Source organism: Pseudoalteromonas sp. CnMc7-15, assembly GCF_022347925.1.
Classification (GTDB): Bacteria; Pseudomonadota; Gammaproteobacteria; order Enterobacterales; family Alteromonadaceae; genus Pseudoalteromonas; species Pseudoalteromonas ruthenica.
Window position 1 is genome coordinate 662,409 of record NZ_JAKRFT010000003.1, and the last position, 18,482, is coordinate 680,890.

The window sequence follows — 18,482 nt, forward strand, 5'->3', positions numbered from 1 at the left end:
AAATTTGCACTACAATGTAGCAAGTTCGCACCCTGTTGGTGCAAAAAATAAGTTTGAGATTACCAAATAGAAAGTAACCCCTTACTAAACAGACGCTTACACTTTTGGCATGGTTTAAGCTTACCCATGCACAAATGCAGTAAATTGCAGCAAATAATAATCCATAGTTGGAGGACACATGTCACAATCGGTATTAGATTTTATTAAAGAGCACGACGTAAAATTCGTTGACCTTCGTTTCACCGACACCAAAGGTAAAGAGCAGCATGTCTCTATTCCTCATCACCAGGCTGATGAAGACTTCTTTGAAGACGGTAAAATGTTTGACGGCTCTTCAATTGCAGGCTGGAAAGGCATTAACGAGTCAGACATGGTGCTGATGCCTGATGCTGAAAGCGCTAAGCTTGATCCGTTCGCCGAAGAAACAACACTTATCGTACGTTGTGACGTTGTTGAACCTTCAACTCTTCAAGGCTATGAGCGCGATCCTCGCTCTGTGGCCAAGCGTGCTGAAGAATATATGCGCTCAACAGGTATTGCCGATACGATTCTGTTTGGCCCTGAACCAGAATTTTTCCTTTTTGACGATGTTAAGTACAAAACAGATATGTCTGGGTCAATGTATAAAATCGACGCTGAAGAAGCATGCTGGAACTCAGATAAAGATTACGAAGGCGGTAACACCGGTCACCGTCCTGGCGTCAAAGGTGGTTACTTCCCTGTTGCTCCAGTGGACTCATCACAAGATTGGCGTAGTGCCACTTGCATGGTGCTTGAAGAACTCGGCCAAGTCGTTGAAGCTCATCACCACGAAGTAGCAACAGCCGGCCAAAACGAAATCGCCACCCGCTTTAACACCATGGTTTTGAAGGCGGACGAAATTCAAGAGATGAAGTATGTTATTCACAACATGGCGCATCTATATGGTAAAACCGCTACTTTCATGCCTAAGCCTGTGGTTGGCGACAACGGTTCAGGCATGCATTGTCACCAATCTCTAGGTAAAGATGGTAAGAACATCTTTGCAGGCGACAAGTATGGTGGTCTATCAGAAGAAGCGCTTTACTACATCGGTGGTATCATCAAGCACGCCAAAGCTATTAACGCCTTTGCCAACGCTTCGACAAACTCATACAAGCGCCTTGTTCCGGGTTTCGAAGCACCTGTTATGCTTGCTTATTCAGCACGTAACCGCTCAGCGTCTATTCGTATCCCTGTGGTTCCATCAGAGAAAGCTCGCCGTATTGAGGTACGCTTCCCAGATCCTACAGCGAACCCATACCTTGCCTTCTCAGCGATGCTAATGGCGGGTCTTGACGGCATTAAGAATAAGATCCACCCTGGCGACGCCATGGATAAAGATCTATATGACTTACCTGCAGAAGAGGCAGCAGAGATTCCAACAGTGGCAGCGTCATTGCAAGAAGCTCTTGATTCACTTGATGCGGATCGTGAATTCTTGACGCAAGGCGGCGTATTCACTGACGACCTTATTGATGCATACATCGGCTTGAAATCAGCTGAAGTAGAAAAGCTCAACATGACTACACACCCTGTAGAATTTGAAATGTACTACAGCGTGTAAACCGCATAACTACCACTTAGTTATATCATGTGTGTTCTCAAAGCCTGCTTAGCAGGCTTTTTTTATGGTAAAAAAGTTGTAAATAGACTAAAGTTAGGGTTTAACCAAGCAATTGGTTAATTTTCGGCTAACTATAAGAATAATAAACGTAAAATAGGAAGTAGCGTGACAACGAAGTGGTCTATCTTATGCGTTTTCATGGTTCTGGGTTTGAGTGCCTTTAACGCCAACGCAACCAATAAAAGCATCTATGTATGGAAGGATGAGAACGGTGTATTAGTTTTTTCTGACTCTCCAAGAAAAGGAGCTGAGAAGGTAAAGTTAAACTCCCCAGCGATGAGTATGCCCTCAACTAACACGCAAATTCTTGAGCAAGATAATAGCGCTGACCAAGGAGTTAATTTCTCAGTCGCTATTACCACTCCAAATCAAGAAGAAACAATTCGTGATAACACAGGCTCTGTACATGTTACCGGCCAAGTGTCACCGCGCTTTATGCAAGGCCACCGCGTGCAACTTATGCTCGACGGAAAGCCTTACGATAAACCACAATCATCAACGGTATTTGTTATGCGTAATGTTGATAGAGGGGCGCATCAAGTACGGTTACGCCTAGTGGATGGCAATGGTAAACAGCTGGCTACTTCTGAGCCTGTGACATTTTATCTGCATCGCCGTTCAGTGATCACAGGCCCTTAAGCTGCATATCACTCCGGGTTGCACACCGATTGGGCAACCCGGCTAAATACTGCTAAGATAACTCGCACCAAATTGGTGCAATACCGAAATTAATAATGAAGCTTCCTCGTGATTTTTTCCAACAAATGTGGGAAAACCTACATACCGCTATTTTAGTCTTAGACCAAGATTTCAATCTGGTGTATGCCAATACCAGCTGTACCGAACTCCTTGGGCTAGGCTTAAAACGCATTGTGGGCCAGCCTTTCAAAGCATTATTTAATTACCACTCGGTAGAATTGGAGCGTATCGCTGACTATACCCTTAAACAAGGGGTCGATTGCCACCAACACAGAGCTGACGTGGTATTCGTAGACTCTCGCCATGCCAATTTGGCGCTCAACTGTCGGCGTTTAAGCCACCAAGATCAGTATTTTCTGCTGTTTGAAATTCGCCAAACCGACGAAGAAATTCGCCTTGATCAGGCGTCCAACCAAATGCATCAACACCAAGCGGCGCGTACCTTAATTCGTAACCTTGCTCATGAAATTAAAAATCCTTTAGGGGGAATACGCGGAGCGGCGCAATTATTGCAGTATGAGGTTGATCAGCAGGAGCGGGATGAATGTGCACAGCTTATTATTGATGAGGCTGACCGTTTACGCCATTTAGTAGACAAGTTACTCGGCCCGAATCAGCGTTTACAAAAACAGGCTATTAATATTCACCAAACGCTAGAGAACGTTTTACGTCTTTGTACTTTGGATAGCAGCAAGGCAATTACCTTGCACAAAGATTATGATCCGAGCATTCCAGATGTAAAAGCTGATGGTGATAAGTTGCAACAAGTGCTTCTCAATATCGTGCGCAATGCTATGCAAGCACTCAGTGAAGGGGGTCATATTAATGTTAAAACCCGAGTGCGATACCATGTACGCCGACACGATACGACACTAAAGAAAGCCTTGCAGATCAAAATAACTGATAACGGCCCGGGCATTGCTCCGGAGGTTAGAGAGACCTTGTTCTACCCCATGGTGACCAATAAAGAGGGGGGCTCAGGGTTAGGGTTATCTATTGCCCAAACTCTCATAGACCAACACCAAGGGTTTATCGAATGCGATAGCTGGCCGGGCCATACCGAGTTTACACTATACTTGCCACTGTAATTGGGCCACGAGGTATACGATGAAATCTGTTTGGCTAGTCGATGATGATGCGTCAATTCGCTTTGTATTACAAAAAGCACTCTCCCGTGCAGGCTATGAGGTAGAAAGTTTCGCCAACGCCCATGATGTTCTCAGTGCCTTGGAGTTTTCAAAACCGGCCGTGTTGCTCTCGGATGTGCGCATGCCGGGTATGGATGGTATGCGCTTATTGGAGCAGATCAGCGAAGATAACCCCAATCTGCCGGTGATCATTATGACGGCTCACTCAGATTTAGACTCCGCAGTGCAGGCATTCCAAAAAGGCGCCTTTGAATACTTAGCTAAGCCCTTCGATTTAGAAGAAGCTGTTAGCGTTGTTGAGCGAGCCATGCGTGCGCATTCGCAGAAAAAAGCGAAAAAGGCCAATAGTGAACAAAAGCGTTCAGTTATTATCGGTGAAGCCCCCGCCATGCAAGAGGTGTTTCGCGCCATTGGCAAGTTGAGCGCATCAAGCATGAGCGTACTTATCAATGGTGAGTCTGGCACCGGTAAAGAGCTGGTTGCCAGTGCCTTACACCAGCACAGCCCACGTAAAGACAATCCGTTTATCGCCTTAAATATGGCGGCCATCCCTAAGGATTTGGTGGAGTCAGAGTTATTTGGTCACGAGAAAGGCGCGTTTACTGGGGCTGACAGCGTTCGTAAAGGGCGCTTCGAACAAGCAAATGGCGGAACGCTCTTCCTTGATGAAATTGGCGATATGCCACTTGATGTGCAAACTCGCCTACTGCGTGTACTCGCCGATGGCGAATTCTACCGTGTGGGCGGCCATCAAAGTATAAAAGTTGATGTGCGCATCATCGCTGCCACTCACCAGGATTTAGAGCGTTTAGCTCAACAAGGTAAGTTTCGAGAAGACTTGTTCCACCGCTTAAATGTGGTTCGCTTAAAGCTGCCAGCTTTGCGAGAACGTCCAGAGGACATAGAGCAACTGGCAGAGTACTTCCTCAATAAAAGCGCACAAGAGTTAAAAATTGATAGCAAGACGCTAAGCCCTCAAGCATGCGATCAAATGCGCTTGTTCAATTGGCCTGGAAATGTGCGGCAACTTGAAAACACCTGTCGCTGGCTAACGGTAATGGCTCCCGGTGAGTACGTAACCGCAGAAGACTTGCCGCCAGAAATACTCAATGCGCAAACGTCTCAAGTTGATGCCGATTGGTTGGACTTATTCCAACAATGGCTAAACAATGAGTTTAAGCAAGGCAAAGACAATGTCTGGCCAGAAATTCAGGCACAGCTGGAAACAAGGCTGATTAAATCGGCCCTTGCAAGCTGTGGAGGGCATAAACAGGATGCTGCTCAACGCATCGGTTGGGGCCGCAACACGTTGACGCGTAAGCTAAAAGAGCGCAATATAAACGCCAATTAACGCACCGACGAAGAGGATAGGCATGAAGCTGATTGAACATATAGCCATGTATAAACGCATGGAGATTATCAATCGCGTGCCTTTCTTCCGTAGCTTTGAGTTAGCCGAGCGGCAAATGCTCTTAGAGTCATTCTCGCAGCTGTATTTATGCCAACAAGGGCGCTACGTATTCAAGTTGCACGAGCAAAGCCAGCAGTTATATATCGTGTTAAGCGGCGAGCTGGTAGTGTTCCGCCAATCTGACCATAAAGAACTGGGCCATATTCGACCTGGCGACTTTGTCGGTGAAGGTGCCTTTATTGCCCACCGCGAGCGCAGCACTAATGCCAAAGCGCTCACCGACACCATAGTGTTAGCCATTGAGCCACTGGCTTTAACTAAATTACCTGTGGTGGTGCGTGAGAAAATAAAAGATCAATTGATACTCGGTATGAGCGAGCGCATCGCCCGCCTCAGTAGCCTGTTAGAGCGCCATACTCCTTAGCGAAAATGCCGCCACGCACTCGCTAACGCACGTAAATCCTCGACTCCGCACCATGCTTGCAGCTCCGATTCATCAAGTGCGAGGTCATCCCCACTATAAAGCGCCAATGTCTGCTCGTCGTCATGAAATAAGCCATGACTTTGAAAACACGCCTCACCATCACCGAGTAGCAATCTCATTTCTCGTCCCTGCACGAGCTGCTCTGCAGTGCTATCAAGAGCGGTAAAAAACGCTTCAATGAGCTCATCGTTTTCATAGAGCTCGTCATTGAACCAACGGGCAATAAGCCGGTGTTCGTCAGATATTTTTACCCGCTTACCCCATGTTGGGTCTGAGTAGAGTTGGTATTCCATAATAGTGCTGCCAAAAAGATGCGGCGCGCATAATAGCAATATCGATACGCTAAATCGAGCTGCTCATTGTACTGCGATATCAGCACTAACGGCATCATGTTAGTATACGCCTACCCTGTCGGCTTCCTATATCGATTATGTTCAACACCCTAGCAATAATTTTTCCACTCATTTTCGTGGCGACAGCCGGTTACATTAGTGCAGCACGCTCGTTTTTAACAGCCGAACACCTTAGTGGCATAAGCCGCTTTGTATTTTACATCAGCATTCCGGCTTTTTTGTTTGTTAATATGTCCCAAGCTGAGCTCAGCAAAGCAGTCAGCCTCGATGTCATGCTTAGCTTCTATCTTCCCGTTATCGGCCTGTATCTACTGGTACTGGGGTTTTATCGGTGCCGCTGTGGGCAGTGGAGTATAAGTGCCATTCGCGCGCTTGGGGCGTGTTATTCCAATACTGTACTTATCGGTTTACCTATCGCGATGCAAGCACTCGGTAAGCACGTAGCCGCAACGGTTTTCGTCATCATCACCTTTCATAGTGCGTTATTGTTTTTGCTAACTTACAGCTTCGCCGGTAAAGAGCAGCGCGTTACTTGGCCAAACATCATCCGGCAATTAGTTATCAACCCGGTAATACTGGCAATTGCCCTAGGGCTGTTAGCGAATGCAGTCAATTTAGCGCTACCCCAGGTAATCAATGAAGGACTGACATTATTGGCAGAGCCAGCCATCGCCGGCGCCTTATTTGTGCTTGGGGCAAACCTGCACCATTATCAGATCAAGCCAGGCATCAAATCGGCTCTTACGTTAACCTTGTTAAAGCTCGCAGTATTGCCGACGCTTGTATACCTAACTGCGACCTACGGATTTGCTTTAGCTCAAAAGCAAACCTTGCTTTTGGTGCTACTTAGCGCCTCTCCTTTAGGGGTTAATGCGTATTTGGTGAGCAAACAATTGCAACGAGAGTCAGCCACCTTAGCCAGTGCGGTTGTGCTCAGCACGCTATTAAGTGTGGTGAGCTTTGTTTTATGGCTGGCTGTATTAAGCTCATAAAAAAGCCCCTCTGCGAGGGGCTTAATAATGCACTTTAACAGTAATAATTAGAACTTAGCTCTAATACCAACATAGAAGCGCTGACCGATAGGGTCATAAGTACCCGCATCAGTTTCTGTGCCAGTGTCATTACCTGATATACCCGTTAAGATACGTGGTGCTTCGTTATCAAGTAAGTTATCAACACCACCATATAGCTCGTATTGCTCAGTGATGTAGTAAGATAGCTGAATATCGTGATACACCTCGCTGCCAATACCGATATAACCTGCAGGTAAACCATCTGGCGCACTGTCGCTTACAAGGCCAGCTAAGAATTGATCATCAAAGTCAGCTGCGCCAATATAGGTCATTGACCAGTTGAAGCTGAAATCATCGACATCATAGCCAAACGTCCAGTTTGCTTTGTGATCAGAGTAACCAATTTCTCCCGCCCAATTGTCCTTATCAGCACCTGGTAATGGAATATCGTAACCATCAATTAGGTAAGTATAAGCTAGACGCGACTTAAACATACCTGGACCTAGGTCAGTTGAGTAAGTTGCAGTTAAGTCGACACCCTCAGTTGCGGTACCACCACTGTTTGATTGGCCTGAATCGATAAATTCAATAGAGCCCGCACTGTTATTACCAGCATTCGTTGGACGACGTGTTATGAAATCACAGAAGCTTGTATCACCACCGCCATAACATTGATCAAGAATGAATTGACGAGGAGTTGATACAATTGCATCTTCGATTTCAATATCGAAATAGTCGATAGTGATATCTAGGCCTGAGATAATGTTCTCAGGAGTTAACACGATACCGACCGTGAAAGAGTCACCCACTTCCTCGGTTAGCTCAGTGTTACCACGGTCGAAACCACTGATACCTTGAATATCAGATTGATTCAGTGTGAACTCACCGTTTTCAGCGATGTTCGCAGCTACGCCAGCATCAGCACGACATGCATCTGCTGCTGCGCCGCTTGAAGAAGCAGTGACACCATTACAAGGGTCGATAAGATCACTTGGGAAAGTCTGGCTAGGTGGTGAGTACAACTCGTCGATGTTAGGAGCACGAGTTGAACGAGCGCGCGTTGCACGAACACGCACACCATCAACGACAGTCCAATCTAAGCCCACGTTCCAGCTTTCAGTATTGCCTACTGTAGAATAGTCAGAAAGGCGTACTGCTGCTTTGAGTGACAAGCTATCTAGTACAGGAACGTTCGCTTCAACATAATATTCGGTAACGTCAAACTCACCCTCTGTAGCAGGAATAGCATTACCTGCGTTCAAGCCAGCTTGCTGCAGGGCATCGAACTCACTGCGTGAGAACTCTTCACGGTACTCTGCACCGAACGCCACACCAACATAACCAGCAGGCAGTTCAAATAGCTCACCAGTGAAGTTAGCACCAATAATTTCCTGCTCTACTCGCGTTGACAACATACTTGGCGCTTTAACATAGTCGAATGCGTCGCTAGTGATTGAGTTAAAACCAAATACATTAATTGGTGTACACCCGAAACCACGTGCTGTCTCATCAAGACAGATTGCTTCATCTGTAATGCCATCGCCATCCAGATCTTGGGTATCTGTAACCGCTTCTAATGCATAACGGAAGTTTTGCACGTTAACTAGGCCATTAGAAACTTGGTTTTCTTTCGTTTTGCCGTAGATGTAATAAGCATCATAGTACCAGTTATCACTGATTTGGCCTTCAAAACCTGTAGTAAAGCGGAAGGTATCACGATCAGCCTGATAGCCTCGGTTACCAATGTCAGCTAGACGCTTAGCGAAGAAAATATCCCTCATACCATCGCCATCAGTGTCTGTAGCGCTGTTATAAATGGCATCTGGAACATATGGGTTACGCAGAAGCTCACCGTTTCGCATAAACTCAATAGGTACCCGACCATTGCTGTAAATATCATCTGATGCGAACGGGAAAGGCTCGAGTTCAGTTACCGATGTTGTCGCTGCATAGGTCGCTTCGTAAAAGAACTTATGGTTATCATCAAGCTCATAACTACCATTGGATGCGAACAGGTAACGTTCGGTTGGGATCGCAATAGTACGACGCCCAGAACGGTTAAAGCCATCGGCAGGACCGTTATCACCGTTGGTGTCAAAACCTTCTTTTAAGTTGTTGTTTTCATCAAAAGTGAAACGTGTATCGCCAGCATCAAAGCGACCCTGAGGTGAGAAGCTTGAGTAGTAAGGGCGGACATATTCGAAAATTGAACCTGGGTTTTCATACGGGTCGTTGAAATAGATAGCCGAAATTTGGTCAACAGCTGAGATATCACGGTCACGTGAATATACTGCACCCTGGTCAGAATAGCCGAGGTGGAACATAACTTGACCTGCACCATCAGAGGTTGTTGTTCCGGTTGTTACAGAAAACTGCTTCTCAGTGTTGTCACCCTCTGCAGATTCCCCATACTGACCTTCAAACTCTATACCTTCAAAATCATCTTTGAGCACAAAGTTAACAACACCAGCTACAGCATCTGAACCATATACCGAAGACGCACCACCGGTCATAATTTCTACGCGTTCAACAAATTGCGCTGGGATAGTATTTAAATCGACAGCCGAGCTGCCAGGAACACCTGAAACGTAGCGACGACCATTAACTAGCACTAAGGTACGCGCTGTACCCAAGTTACGTAGATCGACAGTAGCAACACCACCACTGGATGTAGAGAAGTTAGAGTTAGTTCGACTTATTGCTGGAGTACCAAAGGTTGGATTTTCCATTAATAAGTCTTGTAGGTTTAGAGTACCAGACTTATCAATACTGGCACCGTCAAGTACTTGAATCGGTGAAGCTGACATTGCTTCGGCTGAACGAATCCGCGATCCGGTAACCTGAATACGCTCTACTTCTTCAACACCTTCCTCAGCCGCATGGGATAAACCGGAGTATGCACCTAAGCTAGCCGCACAGAGCGCCAACTTTATACCTGTTGATAATTTGCTATAGTTTTTCATTTTGTCTTTCCCTGTAAGGTTTCCATTATAGATATATAATAAAAACAAACCTAATATTATGTTCACCTTGAGATAACAAGGTGAACATAATATTAATCACAAAGAATAAAAACTCAACATTCACATGGCGTTACGAGCCATATCAAAGTACCAAAAGCAGAACAATAAAAGCCCAGAATGTTAAATTAATGAGAATAGAACTTATATTTTCGATATTTATTTACAAAAAAAAGGAGTTTATAAGTAGATCGCGTGAATAGGTGTTTTTTAAGCAACAATAAAAATTTTTAACCTTACCATGTTGCTAAATTGATAACAAAATAAACACCCCTCATTATTGAGGGGTATATTATCGCGGCTATGCTAATAATCTCGGCGATACTTCGCAGCGTCGATAATGGCCCACACATAAGCAATTGCGGCGATGATACCCGGTACAATCAACCACCACAGTGCCGCACCACCGAAAACAAAAATCGCAAAAAGCAGCGCGGCTAAGATGCGACCTTGAACAAGTTGTCCTAACCCAGGGAAAAACACGTTACATAGCGCCGCAATGACATTACCACCAGAGCCTTGTCCTGACATAATTACCTCAATATATAGTTAGTTTCTCTTTTACTTATCAAGTTTCAGGCCAAGTAAAAACAGCCTTATTTTCAATAGGTTAAAAATAAACACTTGGATAACAAAAGCATAATTTAGTTGTTCATGCTAAAAGTTAGCCTTTTTTGCTGACCATGAAATATGTTAATACAGGTTCATTCAGAATAAAAATACATCATCAGGCTATGTTAACAACATTATCTCGTCCACTCGCAGCGCTAGTGGAAAAGTACTTACCCGACCCTCTTGTTATAGTGATCTTGCTTACATTCTTAGCGATGTTCAGTGCTTTGTTATCTACACCTCATTCGCCAACTGCCATATTGACTATGTGGGGAAGTGGCTTAAGCAACCTACTGAGCTTTGCAATGCAGATGTTATTGGTGTTAGTCAGCGGCTACCTATTGGCCACAACGCCCGTTGTATCACGGTACTTACATGCCGTGGCGCGGCGATTAAAATCACCTGCTTTAGCAGTCATAGTAACAACCTTTGTAGCTCTGTTAGCAAGTTGGATTAACTGGGGCTTTGGCTTGGTCGCTGGTGCATTATTTGCCAAAGCCGTGGCACAATACTGCCGTATCGACTATCGCGTCTTAGTGGCCAGCGCTTACTCAGGGTTTATTGTTTGGCATGGTGGCCTCTCTGGTTCTGTGCCATTGACTATAGCGACACCGGGACACTTCAGCGAAAGTGAAATTGGTCTTCTACCCACGAGTGATACGCTATTTTCAACCCTGAACCTGTCTTTATTGCTAGGGTTATCTATCTTACTACCTACTATCAATTATTTATTATTACCTAAGCCTCAGCACAGCGTTTATGTAGACCGTACACGTTTACAATCCAAGGATAAAACTGTAAAGCCGCCAGCTAAAGGAATAGACCACGCTCGTTGGCCGTGTGTTGTAGTTGGCTTACTGGGTCTCAGCTACCTAGCTCATTTCTTTGTGCAACAGCAGGGCGGGCTTAATCTTAACGTCGTTATTGCGCTGTTTTTATTTTGCGCTTTTTTACTACATCACAGCACACACTCTCTGCTTGAGCATCTGTATGAGGCTGTTCGCAGTGGCAGTGGCATTGTTATCCAATTTCCTTTCTATGCAGGGCTGATGGCCATAATGAGTGAGAGCGGGCTTGCTGAGAATATATCGGCCGCACTGATGTCTTTAGCGAATAGCCAAACGCTGCCTCTTTTAAGTTTCTTGAGCGCTGGATTGGTCAACATATTTGTCCCCTCAGGAGGAGGCCAGTGGGCGCTTCAAGCACCTCTTGTTATTCCTGCCGCACAAGCGTTAGAAGTCCCTATCGCTTCGGTTGCTATGGCTGTCGCTTGGGGAGACGCTTGGACGAACCTTATTCAACCTTTTTGGGCTATCCCTGTACTGGCGATTGCTGGGTTAAAAGCAAAAGACATTATGGGCTTTTGTATCATTCAATTACTCATCACTGGTGGCTACATCAGTGTTATTTTGCTGATAGTGGCATAAAGCAATACAAAGGGATGGGTTTTTAGATAATTACCAATAATTCTCGTGTCATTTAGTTGCAGGGCTTAGCAACCACTTCTACATTACAATAAGGGATTAGAGGGAGAATGGATGAAAACCTACACGCAAGCCAATCTGCAACATAAATACCGTGTTGCCATCGTCGACGACTCACCAGCCATTTTAGTGGTGCTGCGCGCGGTGTTTAATGAGCTAGGTATTGAAGAAGTGTCTACGTTCGATGACGCTGAGTCGGCCTATACGGCGATCGAAAAAGCACCTAGTCTTTACGATATTGTGTTAACAGATCTGAACATGCCCGGCATGGACGGTATGGCTTTTATGCGTAAACTCGGGGAGCTCAAATACGGAGGAGCTGTTGTCATTGTATCCGAGATGCATCCAGAGATCATAGCCCTTGCCGCACGCGTAGCTAGGCAGCACCAAGTGCATTTGTTGGGAAATATAGAAAAACCCGTGCACTTGCATTATGTTGAGCACCTAATTCAGAAACTTGAATGTTTACATGCTTCTTCTAGAGACCCTTTGCGCACCGTTTCTGAAATCGCTCTTTTAGACGCCATTAGTCACAGCCGTGTCCTTCCTCTTTACCAGCCCAAGCGCCACATTAGTAACGGTAAAGTGGTGAGCCTAGAAGTGATGTCACGCATACTGCCTCGCTATCAAGATAGTGATTCCATGGCTGAGTGCTTCGTTGACGTTGCTCGTGACAATGAGTTACTTAACTTATTGACCTTTCAGCTAATTGAGAAGGCTGCCAAAGATTTAAGTTCTTTTCGGCACGCTTATGGCTCGCACCTAAAATTGGCAATTAATCTCCACCCTTGCCAGCTCGCAGACCTTAGTTGTCCTGACAAGTTAGCGTTAATATTATCACTTAATCAGCTTGCTCCAGCAGACATCTTAATTGAAATGACAGAGCATCAGCCACTTAATGATAAGCATATTCTAGAGACCATTAGCCGCTTGAAGATGCGTGGATTTGAGCTTTCTTTAGACGACTTCGGCAGTGGTTTTACTGAGGAGGAGCAACTGAGGAGTTTGCCACTTGATGAAATCAAAGTGGGACAACCTCTCATTTCTCATATTGAACGCGACAATTTTGCGCAACAGATAGTCTATCGCTTGGATGATTTGGCCACTGACCGCAAGTTACGCTTATGTGCCGTTGGATTAAGCAGCACGCAGGAGTTAGACTACTTAGCTCAACGCTTTCCACATATGTATGTTCAGGGGCCACTGGTGTGCAAGCCGCTTTCTCGAGAGGATTTACTCGTCTGGCTTGAACAACAAACAACACAAGCTAGCAACTGAGTGAACCTACCTTTGAAACAGTTGTTAACAATCTAAGCGTGCCAACTACTGTTTATTGAACCAACATTCAGATATTCTTCTTTCCTAGGCTGCCCCCATGCAGCCAGAGAATAATGCAAAAACCTCAACTTTATCGTAAAGTATGGTTGAAATTTGTTCCCATTGAGCAAGCTGATAATATTGAATGCAGTCGCAGCTGTCTGTTTGATTCTAGGTGTATTTGAATGTCGATTAATGTATTACTTGTTGAAGATGATGAGTTGCTGGTAAAGCGCATAGAGAATCACTTCACGGGCACTGAGTTTACTATCCATGTAGATACTACGGGTAGTAATGCTTTGCCTATGGTTCAGGCCTCACAAGCAACTGGCCAGCAGCCGATTCAACTGGCTATTGTCGATATTGTACTACCAGAGCAGGATGGCCTGATGTTGGCCAGAGAGCTGACTACTTTGACAGAAATCGGCGTTATCGTGCTCTCAAGCAGAGACTCACAATCCGATCGTATTGCCGGACTTGCACAAGGCGCAGACGACTATATTTGTAAACCTGTTGATTTGTTAGAGCTCGAGTTAAGAATGCGTGCGGTTTATAAGCGCTTAAACGGCTCGGCAAGTCAAGAAGACTCTACCGAGTACATTGAATATGCAGATTTCAAGCTTCATCCAGATAATCGCACTCTCGTTACCGCAACAGGTGAGGAGATGCGCCTAACCGAAGCCGAGCACAAGGTGCTTATTTGCCTAATTGCCAATGCTGGCAAGGCCACATCACGGGAAAAAGTATCGGAAGAAATAGGCCAGCCAGATTGGAGCCCAACCGATAGAACGGTAGATGTTCTTATCGGCAGGTTACGCAAAAAGCTAGGGGATGAAAAAGAGCAAAAACGTATTGTCACTGTTCGTGGCAAGGGTTATATGCTCTCTTCTAGCTAAAAAATGAGCTGCCCTTTTTGATAAGCCGCTAGAGTTTGCTCAAAAGGCTGTTGCGCATAAGACTGATCTTCTGCTTCACTCAAAGCCTGTTCTTGGTAGTCGATCGCCTCATCAAAATTACCTAACTTCGCGTGAGCGGCCGCTAAATAGGCGTACGCTAAAGGATGGTCGGTCTCATCACTGACCTGCTCCGCAAGGGCAATAGCATTTTTGAGCTGTGCGCCATTATCCGAGTAGCGAACATACCACCCAGCTAACTCTCGCATCGCGATTAACTCACCCTGCTTAGCGGCCTCATTAAGCCAGTAGCGAGCTAGCTCTAATTGCTCTCGTTGCCCTGATGCTTGTGTAAGTAAACAGCGACCAAGCTGGAGCTGAGCACGACTATGCTGGCGCTCGGCGGCTTCGAGTAGCAATCGTTGGTTACAGTTAATACCGAGTTGATAAAGCATATCGCTATGCCCGGCTGCCGCTGCTTTGAGCTGCCAATAGCGCCATTGCTGCTCCTTTTCTTTATTAACCAAAGGTTTTACATCAGCGTAAGCTACTACGCTGTGGTTCTCATAGCTCGCCTGTTGCTCTTGGTTATTGTAAAAAAACCGTGCTAAATACCAGTTGCTATCACCCAACAATCCCTGCTCTGCACCCAGTGACCACTGACTCATCACTTCCCGCGCATGCTCGTCTAATTGACTGGGGATATCAATATGCTCAAAAGCCGACACTTCTTGAACACGCCCCTGATTATCAACGTTCACTAGGTAGTTGAAATTATAGTAACTGGGGTCAATCGTTTTTGTAGGAGTAAAATCAGGCTGTGTAATCGAATTAAAACGAACCATTGGCGCTTGCTTTGCCACAACTTGCACGTCGCTATCCACTGGCCATAACTCAGGTTGATAATCGAGTACTCTTAGCAGTTCAGCCAACTCAGCTTGAGCATCAACATCTCCACGCCGGGCTTGCTGTAATAAGTGTTGCTGCTTGGTACGTAACTGCTGCATCACCTCGCTATCAGGTGAGCCACTAAACACCCCTCGTATAACCGCATTATGAAATACTTCACCTGAATAACTAAAGCGTGTTTCATCCAGCTTTTCGGCAATACTTTGTGCGAACTCTGGTGCAGGGTAGCTGTGCAGTAAAATATAATCCCTCGGAATACCTTGACTATCTATATCAAAAATATAGCTCGCGACACCAGGGACCCCATCGCTCTTTAGTCCGCTAGGGTATTCAGTGGGTGGATTAATGCGTTTGCTTGGTGCGGGGTTATATGTCAGTGCACGGCTTAGTTCATAGCGTACAGTGGCGCTACCTTGACGACCAATCTCGGCAATCAGCTGCTGAGCTAGGCGCTGTGCCCGTTGTAATTCATCACTGCTTAGACGCTTAATAACAGACTTTCGGGCCTGTTGCGCCATTTTGAAATCGTTGGCCATGGCCACAGAAAAATATGCATACGCTTTAACGGGGTCGGCCTTAACGCCTTGACCACGTAGGTACTGTACAGCTAAGTTAAATTGGCTGCGACCATCGCCTAACTCGGCCGTCTTTTCAAAAAGAGTAAAGGCGCGTTGATAATCTTGATTTAAATACAGGTCCATCGCTTCATTGGCATTACCCCAGCTTAACATGGGGGCAAGCGCTACGGTTAAAATCCACGCTTTCATTGTTCACTCCTAGCAGTTCTAAGCGCCAATGTTAACAGCTGGTAAATAACCGCGCAATGGCTATTCCCCAAGCCGAGCCAGTAGACGTTCAAAGGCACGGTAGCTTAGCGCTTCTTTAATATGCTCTACTTGGATATTCGCCATTGCATTCAAATCGGCAATAGTTCGAGCTACTTTTATCACACGATGGTGCGAGCGCGGAGATAACTGTAAGCGCTCACTAGCTAGCGCCAAATATTCATGACTTTTCGTATCTAACCGACAATGTTGGCTGAGCTCTTTATTGGATAATAAGGCATTAACAACCCCTTGGCGCTGCAGCTGGAATTCATAAGCTTGCTCAACGCGCTTCCTGACCGTAGCACTTGACTCTTGTTTACTGTCTTTCAATAACTCAGTGCTGGGGATTCTAGATAACTCTATCTGTAAGTCTATGCGGTCAACAAATGGCCCAGAAATACGAGACAAATAGCGGAGCACTTGCTCAGGATTGGCTCTTTTGTCGGTATGGTGTCCCGTTGGGCTTGGGTTTAACGCTGCAATAAGTTGAAAGCGCGCAGGGAACTCAACTTGAATCGCCGCTCTAGAGATAGTGACGACACCTGTTTCCATGGGCTCGCGCAGACTATCAATAACTTTGCGCTCAAACTCTGGCAACTCATCAAGAAACAACACACCGTTGTGTGCCAGTGATATTTCTCCGGGCTTTGGCTTTGATGAGCCGCCAACAAGGGCTACTGCTGAGCAGGTATGATGTGGAGACCGAAAAGGTCGCTGCCGCCAGCTCGCCAAATCAATATTGTGTCCTGAAACCGAATATACGGCTGCGGTCTGTAATGCCTGATCCGTCGTCATCCGGGGCATAATCGTTGCCATGCGCTGCGCTAACATTGATTTTCCAGTGCCAGGAGGGCCTGTAAACAAGACATTGTGTCCGCCGGCAGCAGCTATCTCAAGTACACGTTTCGCCAACTCTTGGCCCTTCACCTCACTAAAATCAACTGGCAGTTCAGGGCTGGCATTAACCATCTCGGACTGTGGCAGGAGCAAAGGTAGCGACTGCTGATTATTGAGGTCTAGCCAAACTTGGTGCAGTGAATTTGCACATTTACACTGCGCATCAGCGACAAGTTCAGCTTCCCTTTCATTTTCTGAACTCAAATATGCTGTACGCTGCGCATTTCTCACCGCCATCATTGCCGGTAACACCCCACGTACAGGCCTTAACTTACCATCTAACCCAAGCTCAGCTAAAAACTCACAAGCCAAGGGTTGCGACACCGTTAGCTGCCCAGAGGCGATAAGTATGCCTATAGCGATAGCCAAGTCATAACGACCACCCTCCTTAGGTAAGTCAGCGGGGGCTAAATTCACCGTTATTCTTTGACTGGGGAACACAAAGTGACTGTTCTCCAATGCGCTGCGTACCCGATCTTTGGCCTCTTTAACCGAGGTTTCAGGAAGCCCAACTATATTAAATGCGGGTAACCCGGAGCCAAGATAGACCTCAACCGTCACCTGTGGTGTTTCTATACCGACTTGAGCACGAGTAAATACATGAGCCAGTGACACATCCTTGTTCCTACACTAGTTAGTTCTCTAAACAGTTTAGTTGTGATAGCGGAAAACATGTAAGCTTAATTGCCATCTTATAGCGGCAAGGCGCACAATCAGTGTCGTCAGCCCGCCAATCCACATAGCAAGCTGTTGGTTTATTTCCATACTAACTAGTTGTGCATACAAGCCAGCCCCAATAGCACAGGCAATAGCATAAAGCGGCCCCTTAAGCAGCATAGGGACTTCTCTCGCTAACACATCACGGATCATACCGCCAAAACAGCCAGTCAAGACTCCCATGATCACCGCCGTCATCACTGGCACCCCTGCTCCCAATGCCTTTTGTGCCCCCATAATTGCAAAGAAGGCTATCCCCAGCGCATCTGCCAATTGCAGTAAGAAATGAGGAAAGCTTTGGCGGATATTTAACCACACTATAGTTATCGCCACTGTCACTAATATGGTTATAAAGTAACTGGTGTCATGCACCCAAAACACTGGCATATCGAGAATGAGATCTCGCAGTGTACCGCCACCTATTGCTGTGACCGAAGCGAGTACAATAACACCGAAGCCATCCATTGATTTTTCGTGCGCCAACAAAGTGCCGGAAATGGCGAAGACTGCGACTCCTAGCAAGTCAAACCAATGATAGAGTTCTCCCATTTCTCAATACTCAATTGCTCTATAGTAAACAGTAAGATAGCACCCAAGAGGCGCTCTGCGAAGGGAGAGTGGCATATTGCCAGGCTAGCCTGTGTTGTAGGTCAGGGTTTACCCTGACTGGGATGCGGTGTTGTAGGTCAGGATTTATCCTGACTAGATGCTGCAAGGCTCAAGCCTGGCCTACAGGTGTGGTGACAGGGGTTTCGGTGTGTTGTGGGTCGGGATTTATCCCGACTATATGATACAAGGCTAAAGCCTTGCCTACGGGTATGGGGTTTTTCTGATGTTTAGTTATGTTGTGGGTCAGGGTTCTACCCTGACTAGGTGATGCAAGGCTGAAGCCTTGCCTACAGGCATAAAAAAACCCGCTGCACTAATGCAACGGGTCTCTCTAATTAGGAGCCTGGTGATGACCTACTTTCACATGGGCGAACCCACACTATCATCGGCGCAGTTCCGTTTCACTTCTGAGTTCGGCATGGGGTCAGGTGGGTCCAGAACGCT

General features: G+C 46.1%; 15 protein-coding genes and 1 rRNA gene. 9 read left to right on the forward strand and 7 right to left on the reverse strand.

The genetic code is table 11. The features are described from left to right. The first annotated feature begins 178 nt into the window (after positions 1–178). The 5 genes from glnA to MHM95_RS10355 all read left to right on the forward strand — a co-directional run bounded on the left by glnA (position 179) and on the right by MHM95_RS10355 (position 5,327). Positions 179–1,585 (forward strand): glutamate--ammonia ligase, encoded by a 1,407-nt coding sequence (gene glnA, locus MHM95_RS10335; RefSeq protein ID WP_022946685.1) that lies wholly within the window; start codon positions 179–181, stop codon positions 1,583–1,585. A gap of 165 nt (positions 1,586–1,750) precedes the next feature. After that, the gene (locus MHM95_RS10340; protein ID WP_239385221.1) at positions 1,751–2,284 is read left to right on the forward strand and encodes a DUF4124 domain-containing protein; all 534 of its coding nucleotides are present in this window, start codon (positions 1,751–1,753) and stop codon (positions 2,282–2,284) included. Between the two features lie 95 nt (positions 2,285–2,379). Then, a complete protein-coding gene (glnL, locus tag MHM95_RS10345) occupies positions 2,380–3,432 on the forward strand; it encodes a nitrogen regulation protein NR(II) (protein ID WP_045980463.1) in 1,053 nt (350 codons plus the stop codon). A 19-nt stretch (positions 3,433–3,451) separates the two neighbouring features. Continuing rightward, on the forward strand, positions 3,452–4,843 hold the full coding sequence (gene ntrC / locus MHM95_RS10350; RefSeq protein ID WP_022946688.1) for a nitrogen regulation protein NR(I): 1,392 nt from the start codon (positions 3,452–3,454) through the stop codon (positions 4,841–4,843). Positions 4,844–4,865: 22 nt separating this feature from the next. Further along, entirely contained in the window at positions 4,866–5,327 is a 462-nt protein-coding gene (locus MHM95_RS10355) for a cyclic nucleotide-binding domain-containing protein (RefSeq protein WP_045980464.1), read from the forward strand. On the opposite strand, the gene MHM95_RS10360 is transcribed toward MHM95_RS10355, so the two are convergent. After that, positions 5,324–5,680, reverse strand: coding sequence for a YacL family protein (locus MHM95_RS10360; protein ID WP_022946690.1), 357 nt, complete (start codon positions 5,678–5,680; stop codon positions 5,324–5,326). The two genes, MHM95_RS10355 and MHM95_RS10360, sit on opposite strands and share 4 nt — an antisense overlap. Before the next feature lie 137 nt (positions 5,681–5,817). Here MHM95_RS10360 and MHM95_RS10365 point away from each other — a divergent pair, with 137 nt between their 5' ends. Beyond that, positions 5,818–6,732, forward strand: a complete 915-nt coding sequence (locus MHM95_RS10365) for an AEC family transporter (RefSeq protein ID WP_239385222.1) — start codon at positions 5,818–5,820, stop codon at positions 6,730–6,732. Between the two features lie 47 nt (positions 6,733–6,779). Here the strand turns inward: MHM95_RS10365 and MHM95_RS10370 are convergent, their stop codons facing one another. Both MHM95_RS10370 and MHM95_RS10375 read right to left on the reverse strand, forming a co-directional pair. Then, positions 6,780–9,716, reverse strand: coding sequence for a TonB-dependent receptor (locus tag MHM95_RS10370; RefSeq protein ID WP_239385223.1), 2,937 nt, complete (start codon positions 9,714–9,716; stop codon positions 6,780–6,782). 363 nt (positions 9,717–10,079) lie between these two features. Continuing rightward, positions 10,080–10,304 carry a hypothetical protein gene (locus tag MHM95_RS10375; protein WP_022946693.1) on the reverse strand — a complete coding sequence of 75 codons (225 nt, stop codon included), beginning with the start codon at positions 10,302–10,304 and terminating at the stop codon, positions 10,080–10,082. A 203-nt stretch (positions 10,305–10,507) separates the two neighbouring features. On the opposite strand from MHM95_RS10375, the gene MHM95_RS10380 reads away from it, so the two are divergent. The 3 genes from MHM95_RS10380 (at position 10,508) to MHM95_RS10390 (ending at position 14,082) form a co-directional block, all read left to right on the forward strand. Beyond that, positions 10,508–11,812 (forward strand): TIGR00366 family protein, encoded by a 1,305-nt coding sequence (locus MHM95_RS10380; RefSeq protein ID WP_239385224.1) that lies wholly within the window; start codon positions 10,508–10,510, stop codon positions 11,810–11,812. 111 nt (positions 11,813–11,923) lie between these two features. After that, entirely contained in the window at positions 11,924–13,147 is a 1,224-nt protein-coding gene (locus MHM95_RS10385) for an EAL domain-containing response regulator (protein ID WP_239385225.1), read from the forward strand. 224 nt (positions 13,148–13,371) lie between these two features. Next, a complete protein-coding gene (locus MHM95_RS10390) occupies positions 13,372–14,082 on the forward strand; it encodes a response regulator transcription factor (protein WP_045980468.1) in 711 nt (236 codons plus the stop codon). Here MHM95_RS10390 and MHM95_RS10395 read toward each other — a convergent pair. The 4 genes from MHM95_RS10395 to rrf form a co-directional block, all read right to left on the reverse strand. Continuing rightward, positions 14,079–15,755, reverse strand: coding sequence for an SEL1-like repeat protein (locus MHM95_RS10395; protein WP_022946697.1), 1,677 nt, complete (start codon positions 15,753–15,755; stop codon positions 14,079–14,081). The genes MHM95_RS10390 and MHM95_RS10395 overlap by 4 nt on opposite strands. 60 nt (positions 15,756–15,815) lie before the next feature. Next, on the reverse strand, positions 15,816–17,327 hold the full coding sequence (locus MHM95_RS10400; RefSeq protein ID WP_239385226.1) for a YifB family Mg chelatase-like AAA ATPase: 1,512 nt from the start codon (positions 17,325–17,327) through the stop codon (positions 15,816–15,818). A gap of 36 nt (positions 17,328–17,363) precedes the next feature. Next, positions 17,364–17,978: a trimeric intracellular cation channel family protein gene (locus MHM95_RS10405; protein WP_138549070.1), complete on the reverse strand. Its 615-nt coding sequence runs from the start codon at positions 17,976–17,978 to the stop codon at positions 17,364–17,366. Between the two features lie 401 nt (positions 17,979–18,379). Then, positions 18,380–18,482 (reverse strand): 5S ribosomal RNA (rrf, locus tag MHM95_RS10410); the annotation flags it as partial.